This is a genomic window from Cupriavidus sp. 22TCCZM01-5, assembly GCF_057798915.1.
In genome coordinates this window covers 17,655-34,739 of the sequence record NZ_JBYOJR010000033.1, presented here as the reverse complement: position 1 = coordinate 34,739, position 17,085 = coordinate 17,655, and the positions used below count along the sequence as shown (strand labels likewise).

14 protein-coding genes are annotated in these 17,085 nt (G+C 67.2%); 6 read left to right on the top strand and 8 right to left on the bottom strand.

Features of this window, described 5'->3' with window-relative positions; translation table 11 throughout:
• Positions 1-127: 127 nt before the first annotated feature.
• From AC3FNH_RS25375 to AC3FNH_RS25340, 8 genes are all read right to left on the bottom strand, one after another.
• Positions 128-2,272, bottom strand: coding sequence for a phosphocholine-specific phospholipase C (locus AC3FNH_RS25375; RefSeq protein ID WP_488722021.1), 2,145 nt, complete (start codon positions 2,270-2,272; stop codon positions 128-130).
• Between the two features lie 66 nt (positions 2,273-2,338).
• Positions 2,339-2,551 (bottom strand): hypothetical protein, encoded by a 213-nt coding sequence (locus AC3FNH_RS25370; RefSeq protein ID WP_276101631.1) that lies wholly within the window; start codon positions 2,549-2,551, stop codon positions 2,339-2,341.
• Positions 2,552-2,841: 290 nt separating this feature from the next.
• Entirely contained in the window at positions 2,842-2,985 is a 144-nt protein-coding gene (locus AC3FNH_RS25365; protein ID WP_488722020.1) for a DUF2474 domain-containing protein, read from the bottom strand.
• Positions 2,985-3,992 carry a cytochrome d ubiquinol oxidase subunit II gene (cydB, locus tag AC3FNH_RS25360; protein ID WP_488722019.1) on the bottom strand — a complete coding sequence of 336 codons (1,008 nt, stop codon included), beginning with the start codon at positions 3,990-3,992 and terminating at the stop codon, positions 2,985-2,987. The genes AC3FNH_RS25365 and cydB overlap by 1 nt, the downstream gene beginning before the upstream one ends.
• A 4-nt stretch (positions 3,993-3,996) precedes the next feature.
• Positions 3,997-5,436: a cytochrome ubiquinol oxidase subunit I gene (locus AC3FNH_RS25355; RefSeq protein ID WP_276101628.1), complete on the bottom strand. Its 1,440-nt coding sequence runs from the start codon at positions 5,434-5,436 to the stop codon at positions 3,997-3,999.
• A gap of 364 nt (positions 5,437-5,800) precedes the next feature.
• Complete coding sequence (locus tag AC3FNH_RS25350; protein ID WP_488722018.1) at positions 5,801-6,895, bottom strand: branched-chain amino acid aminotransferase; 1,095 nt, start codon at positions 6,893-6,895, stop codon at positions 5,801-5,803.
• A gap of 213 nt (positions 6,896-7,108) precedes the next feature.
• Positions 7,109-8,221 (bottom strand): 3-deoxy-7-phosphoheptulonate synthase, encoded by a 1,113-nt coding sequence (locus tag AC3FNH_RS25345; protein ID WP_276101626.1) that lies wholly within the window; start codon positions 8,219-8,221, stop codon positions 7,109-7,111.
• Between the two features lie 44 nt (positions 8,222-8,265).
• A complete protein-coding gene (locus AC3FNH_RS25340) occupies positions 8,266-9,219 on the bottom strand; it encodes a LysR substrate-binding domain-containing protein (RefSeq protein ID WP_276101625.1) in 954 nt (317 codons plus the stop codon).
• A gap of 131 nt (positions 9,220-9,350) precedes the next feature.
• Between AC3FNH_RS25340 and AC3FNH_RS25335 the strand changes: the two genes are divergently transcribed.
• From AC3FNH_RS25335 to AC3FNH_RS25310, 6 genes are all read left to right on the top strand, one after another.
• Complete coding sequence (locus AC3FNH_RS25335; RefSeq protein ID WP_488722017.1) at positions 9,351-10,370, top strand: tripartite tricarboxylate transporter substrate binding protein; 1,020 nt, start codon at positions 9,351-9,353, stop codon at positions 10,368-10,370.
• 7 nt (positions 10,371-10,377) lie between these two features.
• The gene (locus AC3FNH_RS25330) at positions 10,378-11,901 is read left to right on the top strand and encodes a UxaA family hydrolase (protein ID WP_488722016.1); all 1,524 of its coding nucleotides are present in this window, start codon (positions 10,378-10,380) and stop codon (positions 11,899-11,901) included.
• Between the two features lie 31 nt (positions 11,902-11,932).
• Positions 11,933-13,408 carry an NAD-dependent succinate-semialdehyde dehydrogenase gene (locus tag AC3FNH_RS25325; RefSeq protein ID WP_488722015.1) on the top strand — a complete coding sequence of 492 codons (1,476 nt, stop codon included), beginning with the start codon at positions 11,933-11,935 and terminating at the stop codon, positions 13,406-13,408.
• A gap of 36 nt (positions 13,409-13,444) precedes the next feature.
• Positions 13,445-14,251, top strand: coding sequence for a 4-hydroxy-2-oxoheptanedioate aldolase (gene hpaI, locus AC3FNH_RS25320; protein WP_276101621.1), 807 nt, complete (start codon positions 13,445-13,447; stop codon positions 14,249-14,251).
• Positions 14,252-14,326: 75 nt separating this feature from the next.
• Positions 14,327-15,730: an FAD-binding oxidoreductase gene (locus tag AC3FNH_RS25315; protein WP_488722062.1), complete on the top strand. Its 1,404-nt coding sequence runs from the start codon at positions 14,327-14,329 to the stop codon at positions 15,728-15,730.
• Between the two features lie 126 nt (positions 15,731-15,856).
• On the top strand, positions 15,857-16,930 hold the full coding sequence (locus AC3FNH_RS25310) for an MBL fold metallo-hydrolase (protein ID WP_488722014.1): 1,074 nt from the start codon (positions 15,857-15,859) through the stop codon (positions 16,928-16,930).
• Positions 16,931-17,085: the final 155 nt, after the last annotated feature.

The following is a 17,085-nucleotide window of genomic DNA, read 5'->3' as shown; positions in this document are numbered from 1 at the left end:
TGACAGAACGGCTACAGCCTTCCCGTGGCATTTCCCGATACCAACACGGATTCCCCTTCCAGGCCCCTCTGCCGTCATGGGAGAGGGGAGTCGTCGGGCGGCACGCCGGCCCGCGGGCGCGGCGACGTCAGCCTCCCGTGCCCATTGCGGGATCCGACACACTGTCTTCGCCGGTCTCGATCCGCCCGGCGAAGCGGCGCGTGAAGCCGCCTTGCGCCGTGGTCACGCTGAAGTCGTACCAGTTGCCCTGCCTGCCCACCGGCCAGTGCTGTTCCAACTGCTTGCCGGCGGGAATCTCGTAGGACCAGGGCCCGTCGGTACGATAGGCATTGGGCCGGACCGTAAAGGTGCAAGGGGCGCTGCCGGTGTTGATCATGGTCAGGTACACGGCCGCGTTGGCAATGTCGTAACACACCCGGATCTCCGGCGCGCTGGCGCCGGCGGCCGCCACGGCACTGACGTCGCCGCTGAAGGCGCGGTGGAATCCGTTGGGACCGAGCACCCACAGGTCATACTTGCCGCTGTCGGCGGCGAATGTGTCCCAGCTGCCGTTCAGGTCCTTGCCTGCCTCCACCATATAGCGGCGCGGGACGCGGTCCAGGTGCAGACGGTCGTAAACATGGAACACGGCGGCCTGCGTGCCGGTATTGCTGAAAAGCAGCCACAGCTTGCGCGCGGCGGCGTCTTCGCGGGCGCTGACATGCAGCTCGTAGGGCAGGGCGCGCGAGGGCCGTACGCCCGTCTGCTGGGCCGGCATCTGCTGGCTGTCCGCCGAGGGCAACGGCACCTGGGGCAGGGCACCCTGCGCGGTACGGATGGCGTCGGCGCTGATCTTGTCGCGGTTGGGCAGGGAAGGTACCGCGCCGGAGTTGGGATTGAGGAAGTTGAAGGCGGAGGTCAGGTCGCCGGCCACCGCGCGGCGATAGGCGCTGATATTGGGCTCCTGCACGCCAAAGCGGGCCTCCAGGAAGCGCAGCACCGAAGTGTGGTCGAACACCTGCGAGTTGACCCAGCCACCGCGGCTCCACGGCGAGAGCACATACATCGGCACGCGCGGGCCGGGACCGTACGGCTTCTGGTCGGTGTGATATTCGCCGGCCGTCGACACGGTGGAGGCGCCAGCCAGTACCCCGTTCTCGTACGCCGGCGCACAGGGAGGCGGCACGTGGTCGAAGAAGCCGTCGTTCTCGTCGAAATTGACCAGCAGCACGGTCTTGCTCCACACATGCGGATTGTCGGTCAGCGCGTTCAGGACTTCCTGCGTGTACCAGGCACCCTGCACCGGGCTGGACGGCCCGGGGTGCTCCGAGTAGGTCGCGGGGGCCACGATCCATGACACCTGGGGCAGCGTGCCCGCGGCAATATCGTCCTTCAGCGCCTGCAGGAATCCGCCGTCGGGCATGGTATTGCCAATGCCCTTGAGCAGCGGGCTAACGGCCTCGTCGGCGGGGCTGTACGGCGGGTACGGGCTGCCGTTCGGCTGGTTGCCGCGGGCGGCGTTGGCGTCGCGGTACTGCTTGAAGCCGGCCAGCGGATTGTCGGTGAAGTTGTCCGGCAGGTTCTGGTAGACCTTCCAGCTCACGCCGGCGGCCTGCAGGCGTTCCGGGTAGGTGGTCCAGCGGTAGCTGACTGTGGTGGCGTCGAGCGAGTCGCCGCTATTGTCGATGACGGGGCCGCCCATCGCTCCGGTCGGATCGTTGGTGCCGGTCCAGTGGAACAGCCGGTTGGTATTGGTGCCGCCATGGAAGGAGCAGTGGTAGGCGTCGCAGATCGTGAAGGCATTGGCCAGCGCGAACTGGAAATCGGCCTCGGCTTCGGTGTAGTAGCCCATCGACTGCGTCTTCTTGTAGGTGGGCCACTTGTTCATCCGGCCCAGGTCCCAGGCGTTCTGGGCGTCGGGGTAGCTGTGCGGCGTGCCGCTGACGCGCTGCGCATTGCCGGCAGTGCTGTCCAGGTGGTAGGGCAACACCATGCGGCTGGCGCCATTGCTGATATACGTCTGCTGGAACGCATTGAGCCCGCCCGCGAGCGGGATCGGGAACCTGTCGCCAAAACCGCGTACGCCCCTGAGCGTACCGAAATAGTTGTCAAACGAACGGTTTTCCTGCATCAGGATCACCACGTGCTCCACGTCGCGGATGGAGCGGGTGGCATTGTTGGCCGGGATGGCGAGCGCTCGCCGGATCGCGGGCGGAAAGGCGGCCAGCGCGGCGGTGGCGGCGGCGCCGGTGCCGGCGAGCTTGAGGAAATTGCGTCTGCTGTTGGAGTTCATGGGGTTCGGTAGCCGGATAGGTTGGTGGTGGGCGGCGTATGTGTCTGGGAACCGGGCCGGCGCCGTTCAGGGCGCGCAGCGCATGACCGGCTTGGCGGCAGGCGGCTGGTTGGGCTGGTCGCCACCGCCCTGATTCGCGTTTTGCCCCGCACTGCTGGGGGTGAGGGTCCCCTGTCCACCGTTGTCCGCGCCGTCGCCGCCGCAGGCGGTCAGTGCCGTGCACAGCAGTACGGCGCCTATCCAGCGCGAGCGCGCCAGGATGCTGAGTGGGTTTGTCATGATCGAGCTCTCTTCAGGGAATAGGGGTGTTCGGTCTGCGCGGCTGCGCGCCTGGCATTGCCTGGCGGGCTGGGCACCGGGCAATGCGCTCGCAGAGTAAGAGGGGAGGTTGTCACCGGGGTGACAGAGGGGCAAAGAATCCTGATTCCGGTATTCGGAATCTTGCGGACATTGCAGACAATGCCGGCGTGACAAGGCCGCGCGGGCAGTGCCGCGCGGCCGTCAGGATCGGTATCGGTATGGGGAAGGAAGTGGCATTGTCCGGCGGGCGCCGGAGCATGCCGTGCAGATCAGCGGTGGAAGCCGGCGCCAGCCATCAGCAGCCGCAGCAGCCAGGCTGCTACGCCCAGTGCCGCAACGCTGGCCGCCCAGATCAGCAGGAGCCAGCCAACGCGCCTGAGCCACAGGCGAGCGCCGCCTGTTTGGGAGCGCATCAGTGGTACCCCTCGCCGTGGCGGACCTTGCCGCGGAACACGTAGTAGGCCCAGACCGTGTACATCAGGATGAACGGGATGATGAAGAGCGCGCCCACCAGCGCGAAGCCCTGGCTCTGCGGCGGCGCGGCGGCGTCCCAGATCGAAATGCCGGGCGGGATGATATTGGGCCAGACGCTGATGGCCAGCCCCGTATAGCCCAGGAACACCAGGCCCAGCGCGTACAGGAACGGAGCCATATTGGGCGACTGCCGCAGCGAACGCATCAGCCCGAGCACGCACAGCACCACCAGCAGCGGCACCGGCGAGAACCACACCAGGTTCGGCAGGCGGAACCAGCGCTCCGCAATCTCCGGGTGCGTGAGCGGGGTCCACACGCTGATGGCCGCGATCACGGCCAGCAGCACCCAGCCCAGCGTGCCGGTCAGCCGCACCATGCGCTGTTGCAGGCCGCCTTCGGTCTTCATGATCAGCCAGGTGCTGCCGAGCACCGTGTAGGCCACGACCACGCCCACGCCGCAGAACAGCGGGAAGGGCGCCAGCCAGTCCAGCGGCCCGCCGGCAAAGCGGTGGCCTTCCATGCGGATGCCGTCGATATACGCGCCCAGCGCCACGCCCTGGAAGAACGACGCCGTGAGCGAGCCGCCGGTGAAGGCGGCATCCCACACCGGGCGCTCGCGGTCATTGGCCTTGAAGCGGAACTCGAAGGCCACGCCGCGGAAGATCAGCCCCAGCAGCATCAGCATAAGCGGCAGGTAGAGCGCGCTCAGCACCACCGAATAGGCGAGCGGGAACGCCGCCAGCAGCCCCGCGCCGCCGAGCACCAGCCAGGTCTCGTTGCCGTCCCAGACCGGGGCCACGGTGTTCATCATCACGTCCCGGTCATGGCGGTCCGGCACGAACGGAAACAGCATGCCGATGCCCAGGTCGAAGCCGTCCATGACGACGTACATCATCACGCCGAAGAAAATGATGAGGATCCAGAGGAGGGAAAGGTCGATGCCCATGGTGTTAGCTCCTGCTGCGAGCGGGTTGGTTGGGCGCCATCACATCATCGTCCTCAATGGCGGAAAGCGGGCGTGCGGGAGTATGTCCGCGGCCGGGGCCGCCCTGGGGCTCATGCTTGCCTTCGTCGATCACCGGGCCCTTGCGCACCAGCCGCAGCATGTAGGCAATGCCCACGCCGAACACGAAGAAGTAGGCCACGACGAACAGGCCCAGCGTCAGTGCGAGTTCGGGCACGTGGTGCGGCGTGACCGCGTCGGCGGTGCGCTGCAGCCCGTAGACGACCCAGGGCTGGCGCCCGATCTCGGTGGTGTACCAGCCGGCCAGGAGCGCGACCAGTCCTGTCGGTCCCATCCACAGCGCCATGCGCAGGAACGGCCTCGACTGGAACAGCCGCTTGCCGCGCCTGAGCCACAGGCTCCACAGGCCCAGCAGGATCATCAGCATGCCGAGCCCGACCATCACGCGGAATGACCAGAACAGGATGGCCGAGTTGGGCCGGTCCTGCGGCGCGAATTCCTTCAGGCCCCGGATCTGGCCATCGAGGCTGTGCGTGAGGATCAGGCTGCCCAGGCGCGGAATGCCCACGGCAAAGCGGGTTTCCTCGCGTTCCATGTCGGGCCAGCCGAACAGCAGCAGCGGGAAGCCCTGCTCGCCGTGGTTTTCCCAGTGGCCTTCCATCGCGGCGATCTTGGCAGGCTGGTGCTCCAGCGTGTTCAGGCCATGCATGTCGCCGATCACGGCCTGGATCGGCGCCACGATCAGCAGCATCCACATCGCCATCGACAGCATCTTGCGGATGGCCGGATTGTCGCGGCCGCGCAGCAGGTGCCAGGCCGCTGATGCGCCGACGAACAAGGCCGTGGCCAGGAAGGCCGCCACGCTCATATGCACCAGGCGGTAGGGGAACGACGGGTTGAAGATGACCTGGAACCAGTCGGTCGGCACGACGCGGCCATTGATGATCTCGTAGCCTTGCGGGGTCTGCATCCAGCTGTTGGAGGCCAGGATCCAGGTCGCCGAAATCAGCGTGCCGAGCGCCACCATGACGGTCGCGAAGAAATGCAGTCCCGGCCCGACGCGATTCCAGCCGAACAGCATCACACCGAGAAAGCCTGCCTCGAGAAAGAAGGCCGTCAGTACCTCATAGGTCAGCAAGGGGCCGGTGATGCTGCCCGCGAATTCCGAGAAGAAGCTCCAGTTGGTGCCGAACTGGTACGCCATGACCAGCCCCGACACCACGCCCATGCCGAAATTGACCGCAAAGATCTTCGACCAGAAGTGGTACAGGTCCCGGTAGACCGGCCGCTGCGTGCGCAGCCAGCAACCCTCGAGCACCGCGAGATACGCGGCCAGCCCGATGGTGATGGCGGGAAAGATGATATGGAAGGAAACGGTAAAGCCGAACTGGATACGGGCGAGTTCTAGCGCGGTGAAGCCAAACATGTCTTGTTCTCCGTGGCGCTGGCCCTTCGCACGCCGTAGCTGCTTCGCCACGCTGGTAAGCGCGACGGGTTCGCAGGCAGGCGCGCCAGGGGCTCGGGCCGTTGGCGCGTGCGGTAAGCGTAGTGTACGCCGCACGCGCCGCCACGTGCCGGCAAGGGCTCAGATGCTGCGGCGACATATCGTCGCAGCAGGCTGGCGCCAGCTCTGGGCCTTCGCCGCACGTTTCGATGCTAAGCGTGCGGCGGGCAGGAGAACAGAAGCAATGGACGTGAAAAAGACCGTATCAGATTGGCCACCCAGGCTTGCTGGGCCGGCCCTGACCCGGTGACCGGTGACCGGTCAGCCCCGGGGCAGGGCGTGGGCGTCAGTCGATGTGGTGGACCCAGCCGAAGGTGTCCGGCTCCTTGCCGCGCTGGATGCCGGTCAGCAGCGAGCGAATGCGGCGCGTGACTTCGCCCTCGCCGCCGTTGCCGATCGTGAATTCGCCGCCGGCATGGCGCACGGTGCCAATCGCGGTCACCACGGCGGCGGTGCCGCAGGCGAAGGTTTCCTTGACGCGGCCGCTCGCGGCGTCCGCCTGCCATGCTTCGAACGCGTATGGCGTTTCAGAAACCTTGAGGCCTTCGCGGCGGGCCAGTTCGATGATCGATGCGCGCGTGATGCCCGGCAGGATCGTGCCGGACAGCGGGGGCGTCAGCAGCGAGCCGTCGTCCATGACAAAGAACACGTTCATGCCGCCGAGTTCCTCGATCCAGCGGTGTTCCGCGGCGTCAAGGAAGACCACCTGGTCGCAGCCCTTCTGCGAGGCCTCGGTCTGCGCGATCAGGCTGGCCGCATAGTTGCCGCCGCACTTTGCCGCACCCGTGCCGCCCGGCGCCGCGCGCGTGTACTGGTCCGACACCCACACCGTGACCGCCGACTTGCCGCCCTTGAAGTACGGGCCGACCGGGCAGGCGATGACACAGAACACATACTCGGCCGCGGCGCGCACGCCGAGGAAGTTTTCCGTGGCAAACATGAACGGGCGCAGGTACAGGCTGCCGTCGCCACCCGGGATCCAGTCGCGGTCGATGTCCACGAGCGCCTCGACCGCGCGCAGGAAATCGGCTTCCGGCAAGTCGGCCATCGACATGCGGGCAGCGGAGGCGCGAAAACGCTTGGCGTTTTCCTGCGGGCGGAACAGCGAGATCTTGCCATCGGCGCCGCGGTAGGCCTTCATGCCTTCGAAGATCTCCTGCGCATAGTGCAGGACGGCGCAGGCCGGGTCGATCTGGAACGGGCGGCGCGCTTCCACCTTGGCGTCATGCCAGCCGCGCCCTTCGGTCCAGCGGATCGTGACCATGTGGTCGGTGAAGACACGTCCGAAGGCGGGGTCGACCAGCGCGGCCGCGATCTTGTCGGCCGGCGTGGGGTTGGGGTGACGTTCCACGGTGAACTGCAATTGGTTGTCAGCGCTCATGTTTCTGTGTCTCTTCGTCTTCGGATAGGGATTCCGGATTGCCGATGCAATGCGTGCAAGCTAGTCCCGGGTTCAGGTGTGAAAGTGGCGAAAATGCCGCATTTCAGATGCCGGTCCGGGAACAGGAAGAAGTTTAACTCGACGGTGCGGTGCAGGATCGGTCAATTAGGCCGATGCACTCCGTCCACGCGGGCAGCGGGACACCAGGATGGGTCAAACGGCAGTCTTGCGCTGTCGTGCCGTGACCGCGTCGGCCAGCATGTCGAGCACCGCGACCGAGTCTTCCCACCCGATACAGGCATCGGTGATGCTCTGGCCGTAGGTCAGTTCCGCCGGGCTGTGCTGGCCCGGCGTGAACTTCTGGGCGCCGGCGATCAGGTGGCTCTCGACCATCACGCCAAAGATCGACCGGCTGCCGCCGCTGACCTGTTGTGCCACGTCGCGCGCGACATCGACCTGGCGCTGGTGTTGCTTGCTGCTGTTGGCGTGGCTGCAGTCGACCATGAGGCGCCGGCCCAGCCCGGCCGCTTCCAGCTCCTTGCAGGCGGCGGCCACGGAATCGGCGTCATAGTTCGGGGCTTTGCCGCCGCGAAGGATGACGTGGCAGTCCGGATTGCCGCGGGTGTGTACCGTCGCGACCTGCCCGTTCTTGTGCACGCCAAGAAAGTGGTGCGGGCGCGAGCCCGCCTGGATCGCGTCGATGGCGATCTTGATATTGCCGTCGGTGCCATTCTTGAAGCCGATCGGCGCCGACGTGCCCGATGCCAGTTCCCGGTGGATCTGGCTTTCCGTGGTGCGCGCGCCGATGGCGCCCCAGCTGATCAGGTCACCGATGTATTGGGGCGAGATGACGTCCAGGAACTCGCCGGCGGCCGGCAGCCCGAGGCGATTGATCTCGAGCAGCAGGTGGCGTGCCATCCGCAGCCCCTCGTCAATGCGGTAGCTTTCGTCGAGGTACGGGTCGTTGATCAGGCCTTTCCAGCCCACGGTGGTACGGGGCTTTTCAAAGTACACGCGCATCACGATTTCCAGCGTCGCGGCATGCCGTACGCGCTGCGCCATGAGCCGCTGCGCGTAGTCGATCGCAGCATGCGGGTCGTGGATGGAGCACGGCCCCATGATGACGAGCAAGCGGTCATCCTGGCCATGCAGGATGCGGGAAATGCGCTGACGCGTCGTTGTGACGAGCGATTCGACCGGCGTACCGCTAATGGGAAAGAACCGGATCAGGTGTTCGGGCGGCGGCAACGGGATGATGTCGTCGACACGTGCGTCGTCCGATACGCTGGTGCGGTCCGAGGTGGAGGTCTGCGGATCGTGGTGCATGGCTTGCTCTTGATGAACTGGGCAAAAGCGGTATGGTAGCCCTTTTATGCCGCCTGGCCGCGCGCCGTCAACCCGGCGGCGGCGCGCCGAAGGTAGTCGGTCATCTGTACGGCACTGCTGGTCAGCGCGCGCTCGCGCAGCGTCATGACGCCTACCGGGGGCAGATCTACCGGCACGTCCATGGCCAGGATCCGCAGGCGGCCCTCGGCCTCCAGGGCCTGCGCGGCGGAACGGGCCATGAAGCCCGCCGCGTCGCGCTCGGCGGCAAAGGTGGCCAGGGCCAGGTAGGACGACGACTCGATCACGTCCTGCGGCGGATGCAGGCCGTGCTGGTGGAAGGCCTGCTCGATCTTTACCCGCAGCGAGGCCCAGGGCGGCGGCAGTACGCACGGCATCTGCGCCAGGTCGCGCCAGCCCGGGCCGGACTTGCGCGTGAGGCGGTGCCCGCGCCTGACTACCACGACCATCGGATCGTCATACAAGGCTTCGGCCAGCAGGTCCGGCGCGGCATAGCCGGGTTCGAGCCTGCCGACGATGAGATCCAGCTCGCTCAGGCGCAACTTGGGCAGCAAGTGGGTCAGGTCGCCTTCCTCGACCAGCACGGTGGCGCGCGGCGAACGCTCCTTGAGCATGCCCACCGCGCGCGCCAGCAGTGCCGGCAGCGCCGCACCCATCGAGCCGATACGGATACGCCCCGATGCACCGCTTTCGACGGCAGCGATCTCGTCGCGCGTCTGCTCATACTGCGCCAGTACCGAGCGTGCGAAACGCACCAGCGATTCGCCGGCCGCCGTGGGCTCGGTGCCGCGCGTGGAGCGCGTGAACAGCGTCAGGCCGAGCATCTTCTCGACTTCCGTCAACACGCGCGAGACGGCCGGCTGGCTGACCGACAGGAATTCGGCCGTGCGGCCCAGGTGCCGGAATTCATCGAGCGCCACCAGCAACTGCAGGTGGCGTAACTTGATGTTGGAGCGCAGTGCGCGATCGATATTGGCCATGGCCCGAGTCTACATAACGATGATGTTATGTAGCAATGCCAGTTTCTGATTGGATTGTTATGTTTGGCGCGAACACAATGCAGGCACAGCGCGGGCGGCCTGTCCGCCCCATAACAACGGAGACATCCCCCATGACTCAAGGACTCCCCTTCAACCCGAAGCGTCGCCAGCTGCTCATCGGCGGTGCGGCGGCCGCTGCCGCGGGTACGGCCGGCATGCTCCTGCCTGGCGTGGGCCACGCTGCCGCGGCGGAGTATCCCGAGCGTCCCATCACGTTCATCTGCCCCTGGCCGGTGGGCGGCACCGCGGACCAGTCCATGCGCGCCCTGTGCCAGGTGGCCTCCGGCATCCTGAAACAATCGATCGTGGTCGAGAACCGTGCCGGCGCGTCCGGCATGATCGGCACCAAGGCACTGGCGCGGGCCAACCCGGACGGCTACACCATCGGGCAGATCCCGATCTCGGTCACGCGCTTCTCGCAGCTGGGCATGCTGCAGCTGGACCCGCGCACCGAGCTGACCTACCTGGCGCGCACCTCGGGCCAGACCTTCGGCATTGCCGTACCCACGAACTCGCGCTTCAAGACGCTGCAGGATGTCGTAGCCGCGGCCAAGGCCAGTCCCGGTCGGATTACGTACGCGCATGCCGGCATCGGCGGCGCCACGCACGTCGGCATGGAGCAGTTCGCGCTGGCGGCCGGCGTGAAGTTCAACGCCATCGCCTACAAGGGCGGCGCCGCGGCGCTGCAGGATGTGCTGGCCGGCCAGGTCGATCTGCTGGCCGACTCCAGCTCGTGGGCCCCGCACGTCGAGGCCGGCAAGCTGCGCCTGCTGGCCACCTGGGGCGAGCGGCGCGCCACGCGCTTCAAGGAGACGCCCACGCTGAAGGAACTGGGCTTCAACGTGGTGGTGGAGGCGCCGAACGGTATCGGCGCGCCAAAGGGCCTGCCAGCGGCCATCGAGAAGAAGCTGCGCGACGCCTTCCGTGCTGCGGTGGCAAGCACCGAGTTTCACAATGTGGCCGCGCGCCTTGACGCACCTGTGATGTACCTCGATGGCCCCGACTACAAGAAGTACGTGGCAACGGTGTACGCCCTGGAAACCCAGCTGATCCAGGAGCTGAGGCTCAAGGAACTGCTGCAGCAAGGTTGAGTGCCAAGTGAATACGAATCCCGTTATCCGGCTGCATGCCAACGACAACGTATTGATCGCCAGGGGTGAACTGGCGCTGGGGCAGCAGTTGTCCGATCCCGCGCTGCGCGTGCGTGCGCAGGTTCCGGCCGGCCACAAGATCGCGGCCTGCGCCATTGCCGGCGGCACGCCGGTGCGCAAGTACGACACCGTGATCGGCGTCGCGGCGCGCGATATCGCGGCCGGCGAGCACGTGCATTCGCACAACCTCAGGCTGGTGGACTTCTACCGTGATCCGGGCTTTTGCCAGGACGTGCGCGAGATCGACTACGTGCCGGAAGCGGAGCGGGCCACGTTCATGGGCTTTGTACGCCCGGATGGCCGCGTCGGCACGCGCAATTTCGTCGGCATTCTGTCGTCGGTGAACTGCTCGTCGACCGTGATCCGGCAGATCGCCGCGCATTTCACGCCGGAACGGCTGGCCGCCTATCCGAACGTGGACGGCGTGGTGGCCTTCGCGCAGACCAGCGGCTGCGGCATGTCGTCGCCAAGCGAGCACTTCGACGTGCTGCGCCGTACCCTGGCCGGCTATGCGCGGCATCCGAACCTGGCCGGCGTGCTGATCGTGGGCCTGGGATGCGAGCGCAACCAGGTCGCCGGGCTGGTGGAATCGCAAGGGCTGGAACCGGGCGCGGCCATGCAGACGCTGGTCATGCAGGACACCGGCGGCACGCGCGAGACCATCCAGGCAGGCGTCCGCGCCGTGGAATCGATGCTGCCGGCCGCAAACCTGGCGGTCCGCCGGCGCGTGTCGGCCAGCCATCTGAAGATCGGGCTCGAGTGCGGCGGCTCGGACGGGTTCTCCGGCATCAGCGCGAACCCGGCGCTGGGCGCGGCAATGGACATCCTGGTGCGCCATGGCGGTACCGCGATCCTGTCGGAAACGCCGGAGATCCACGGCGTGGAGTACATGCTGACGCGCCGCGCGGTCACGCCGGAAGTCGGGCAGAAGCTGCTCGATCGCCTGGCCTGGTGGGAGCGCTACACCGCCGGGCACAACGCGCAGTTCAACGGCGTGGTCGGTCACGGCAACCAGCAGGGCGGACTGGCGAACATTTTCGAGAAGTCGCTCGGATCGGCCATGAAGGGCGGCACCACGCCGCTGCAGGCGGTGTACGAGTACGCCGAGCCGATCGACCAGGCGGGTTTCGTCTTCATGGATTCACCCGGCTACGACCCGGTGGCGGTGACGGGCCAGATTGCCAGCGGCGCCAACCTGATCTGCTTCACGACGGGCCGCGGCTCGATGTTCGGCTCCAAGCCGGCGCCGACGATCAAGCTCGCGTCGAATTCGCCCATGTACGCGCGCCTGCAGGAGGACATGGATATCAACTGCGGGCTGGTGGTGGATGGTGTGCTGACGATCGAGCAGATGGGGCAGCGCATCTTCGAACATATCCTGCAGGCCGCGTCCGGCCTGCCGACCAAGAGCGAGCTGCTGGGACTGGGCGACAACGAGTTCGTGCCCTGGCACCTGGGCATCGTCAGCTGAGCGCTGCATCTGCATTCCTAACGCAACTTCCATGTCCCTGACTCTTGCCAATGCCGCGCTGCTGCGCGGGCAGAACTTCATCAACCAGCAATGGCGCGATGCCGGGCAGGGCCGCCGCCTTGCCGTCACCAATCCGGCCACGGGCGAGGTGTTCGCCCATGTGCCCGACAGCGACGATGACGACGCGGGCCGTGCAGCCGACGCCGCCGCCGACGCGTTCCCAGCCTGGAGCGCCCGCCCGGCGCGCGAGCGCGCGCAACTGATCAAGCGCTGGCACGCGCTGATCCTCGAGAACAAGGATGACCTGGCGCGCATCATCTCCACCGAGCAGGGCAAGCCGCTGAAAGAAGCAGTGGGCGAGGTGCTGTATGGCGCCTCTTACGTGGAGTGGTTTGCGGAAGAGGCCACGCGCATCTGCGGCGACATCGTCGCGGAGGCCGTGCCCGGCCGCAAACTGCTGGTGCTCAAGGAGCCGGTAGGCGTGGTGGCGGCCATCACGCCGTGGAATTTCCCGCTGGCGATGATCGCCCGCAAGATCGCACCGGCACTGGCAGCGGGGTGTACGGTAGTGGCCAAGCCCGCCGAGGACACGCCGCTGACCGCGCTCGCGCTGGTCTGGCTGGCGGAGCAGGCCGGGCTGCCGGCGGGCGTGCTCAACATCGTCACGGCGTCGCGCGAAAGCACGCCGGCCGTGGTCGATGCCTGGCTGGCCGACAGCCGCGTGCGCAAGATCACGTTCACGGGCTCCACGCCGGTCGGCAAGCACCTTGCGCGCGAATCGGCCGGCACGCTCAAGAAGCTGTCGCTGGAACTGGGCGGCAATGCGCCGTTCATCGTGTTCGGGGATGCCGACCTGGACGCCGCGGTCGATGGCCTGATGGCGTCCAAGTTCCGCAATGGCGGGCAGACCTGCGTATGCCCGAACCGGGTCTACGTGCACGAGTCCGTGCACGACGACTTTGTCGAGCGGCTCGCACGCCGCGTTGGCGCGCTGCACGTCGGCCCTGCCACGGACGAGCATGCGCAGATCGGGCCGATGATCAACGCGCGTGCCGTCGACAAGATCGCGCGGCATGTCGAAGACGCGGTGGCCAAGGGCGCGCGCGTGGTGACGGGCGGACGGCGTCTGCGCACGGCCGAGGGTCCGCACTACTACGCACCGACGGTGCTGATCGATGCCACGCCGGCGATGGAACTGTCCTGCGAAGAGACCTTCGGGCCGGTGGCGCCGGTCTTCCGCTTCCGTGACGAGGCCGAAGTGATCCGCGACGCCAATGACACGCCGTTCGGGCTGGCCGCGTATTTCTACTCGAACGATGTGCGCCGCATCTGGCGCGTGGCGCAGGCGCTCGAGACCGGCATGGTCGGCATCAATGAAGGCGCCATTGCGGCCGAGGCCGCGCCGTTCGGCGGCGTCAAGGAATCCGGCTACGGGCGCGAAGGCTCCCGCCACGGGCTGGACGACTACCTGCATACCAAGTACCTTTGCCAGGGCCAGCTCGGCTGAGCGGCAACACCCCCAGTACCCCGGATACAGAACACCATGCCCGCACACAACCCGTTCAAGGCCGCCCTGGCGGCCCGCCAGGCGCAGATCGGCCTCTGGCTGTCGATGGCCACCCCCTACCTGGCCGAGGTATCGGCCACCGCCGGCTTCGACTGGTTGCTGATCGACGGCGAGCACGCGCCGAACGACCTGCGCTCGACCCTGCAGGCGCTGCAGGTTGTGGCGCCGTATGCATCGCAGCCCGTGGTGCGCGCGGTGGCGGGCGAGGTCGCCCTGATCAAGCAGCTGCTCGATATCGGGGCAAAGACCCTGCTGGTGCCGATGGTCGACACGGCCGAGCAGGCGCGCATGATTGTCAGCGCCACGCGCTACCCGCCGCAGGGTATCCGCGGCGTGGGCAGTGCGGTCGGGCGAGCCTCGCGCTGGAGCAGCCGCGCGGACTACCTGGACGTAGCCGATGACGAGGTCTGCCTGCTCGTGCAGGCGGAAACCGTGACGGCGCTGAAGAACCTGGAGGAGATCTGCGCGGTGGACGGCGTCGACGGCGTGTTCATCGGCCCGGCGGATCTGGCTGCGTCGATGGGCTATCGGGGCAAGGCGGGACATCCGGACGTGCAGGCCGCGATCGAAGGCGCCATGCGGACCATCATCGCCAGCGGCAAGGCGGCCGGCACGCTGACTTCCGACCCCGCACTGGCCCGCCGCTACCTGGAACTTGGCTGTACCTTCGTGGCAACCGGCGTCGACGTGACGATGTACGCCAGCGCGGCACGGCGCCTGGCGGCGGAATTCAAGCCGCAGCAGGCCGGCAGCACTGGCGGCGCACCGTCCGCCGCTTATTGAACCCGACCCCGAATGCCCGATCGCAACATGCAAGCCGAAGCCCAAGCCCCGAATCCGGAAACCACCCTGCGCGCGATGCAGGCCATTGTCGGCGAGAACGCCTGCCTGAGCGGCGACGCCGACATGCAGCCCTTCATCACCGACTACCGCGGCATCTACCATGGCAAGGCGCAGGTCGTGGTGCTGCCTGCGTCGACGGAGGAGGTCAGCCAGGTCATGCAGTGGTGCTACGCCAACCACGTGCCGGTGGTGCCGCAAGGCGGCAACACCTCGCTCATGGGCGGCGCGGTGCCCGACGGCACGGGGACCGCGGTGGTGATCAACCTGCGACGCATGAACCGCGTGCTGGCCATCGACACCATCAACGACACCATGACGTTGCAGGCGGGCGTCACGCTGAGCGCGGCGCGCAGCGCGGCGGAAGGGGAGCAGCGCCTGTTCCCGCTGCGCATCGGCTCGGAAGGCTCATGCCAGATCGGCGGCAACCTGTCCACCAATGCCGGCGGCACCGCGGTGCTGCGCTACGGCAATATGCGCGACCTGGTGCTGGGCATCGAGGCCGTGCTGCCGGACGGACGCATCTACTCGCAGCTGCGCGGGCTGCGCAAGGACAACACCGGCTATGACCTGAAGCACCTGTTCATTGGCGCAGAGGGCACGCTGGGCATCATCACCGGCGCGGTGCTCAAGCTGATGCCGCAGCCACGCAGTACGGCGGTGGCGTTCGTTGCCGTGCAGAGCCCGGCAGCGGCGGTACAACTGCTGGGTGAGGCCAAGCGCCTGTCGGGGCAAGCCGTGACCGCATTCGAACTGATCTCGCGGCCGGCGCTGGAACTGGTGCTCGAGTACCTGGGCAATGTTCCGTCGCCGCTGCCCGAAATGCACGACTGGATGGTGCTGATCGAACTCACGTCGGGCACCGATGCGGAGAGCCTCAATGCGACCTTGATGGAGATCCTGGAGTCCGGCTTCGGGCAAAGGCTGGTGCTGGACGCTGCGGTGGCGGCCAGCCTGTCCGATGCCCAGAACTTCTGGCGTATCCGCGAAGAGATCTCGGACGCGCAGACCCGCACGGGCGGCAGCATCAAGTGCGACGTTTCGGTGCCGCTGTCGCGCATCGCGGCTTTCGTGGAAGACGCGTCCGCACAGGTGCTGGCACTGGAGCCGGCGGCCCGCATGGTGATCTACGGGCATATGGGCGACGGCAACGTCCACTTCAATCCGCTGCGCCCCAAGGACCAGCCGGCGAAGGAGTTCCTGGCGCAGTGGTACACGCGCATTTCCGGACTGGTCGATGCGATGGCGCATGCCGAGAACGGCTCGATCTCGGCCGAACACGGCATCGGCGTGGTCAAGCGGGATGACCTCGCGCAGTTCAAGTCTCCCGTGGAGATCGAACTGATGTGGCAGGTGAAGCAGGCGCTGGACCCGCGCAACCTGCTCAATCCGGGCAAGGTGCTGCCGGCGCGGCAGCGCTAGCGCCTGAAACGGCGCGTGACACGAAGGGGCCAACTCGGCTAAGGTGTCTGCTGGACAAGAGACCTGGGCTCGCCGCAACGGCGGGTACCCGGGCGGACAGCCCGACACTGACAAGACCGAGAGAGCATGAGCCAGCACGCCCCGACCACGCAGTCTCCCCTCGAAAAGCCCACCCTCGACTACCCCTGCGGCGACGCGCCCGCGCCAGGCCAGGCGCATGAGGTCGCGCCCGGTGTGCGCTGGCTGCGCATGCCGATGCCGCTGGGCCTCAACCACATCAATCTCTGGGCTATCCGCGACGGCGCCGGCTGGGCGGCGGTGGACTCCGGCCTGCAGACGCCGGAAACCGCGGCGGCCTGGCGCACGCTGTTCGCCGAAGGCGGCGCGCTGGCCGGTGGCGGCCTGACGCGGCTGTTCGTCACCCACATGCATCCGGACCACGTCGGCATGGCCGGCTGGCTGACGCGCAAGTTCGGTTGCCGGCTCTGGATGACGTCGATGGAATACCTGATGTGCCGCGTACTGGCCGCCGATACCGGCCGCGCCGCGCCGCAGGAGGGCGTCGACTTCTACCGGCAGGCCGGCTGGAGCGAGGACGACATTGAAGTCTACCGGGCCCGCTTCGGCGGCTTCGGCAAGTATGTGCACGCGCTGCCCGAGAGCTTCCAGCGCCTGACGGATGGCGATGTGCTGCGCATCGGCGAGCACGAATGGCGCGTGGTCGTCGGCAACGGGCATTCGCCCGAGCATGCGTGCCTGTACTGCCCCGCGCTCGGCTTGCTGGTTTCCGGCGACCAGGTCCTGCCGCGCATTTCGTCCAATGTCTCGGTGTTTCCGACCGAACCGGAAGCGGATCCCATGGGCGACTGGCTGGACTCGCTCGACAAGCTCCGGCGCGAGGTGCCGGACGACGTGCTGGTGCTGCCCGCGCACAACGAACCGTTCCGCGGGCTGCACGCCCGGCTCGGCTACCTCGCGCGCAGCCAGCACCAGGCACTCGATCGCCTGCGTGAGGCACTAGCCGAGCCGCGGCGCGCGGTCGATGTGTTCGGGCAGCTGTTTTCGCGGCCCATCGACAGCCCGGGCCTGCTCGGCATGGCCACCGGCGAGAGCATCGCGCACCTGAATTACCTGATGCACCGGGGCGAAGCGGTCCGGGAAACCGGGCCGGACGGATTCCACTGGTACCGGATGAAGTAGCCGGGGCGCCCGTTCCTCGGGCCTGCCGGGGCAGGTCGAGCCCGAGCAGGGCGGCTGGGTGCCGGAGTTCGTGCAGGCGCGCGTGGCGCGGCCGCCGTGCATGAAACGCTCGAAGACTGACCAGCATCCGGATAGCTTAAGATGACGGCAACGCA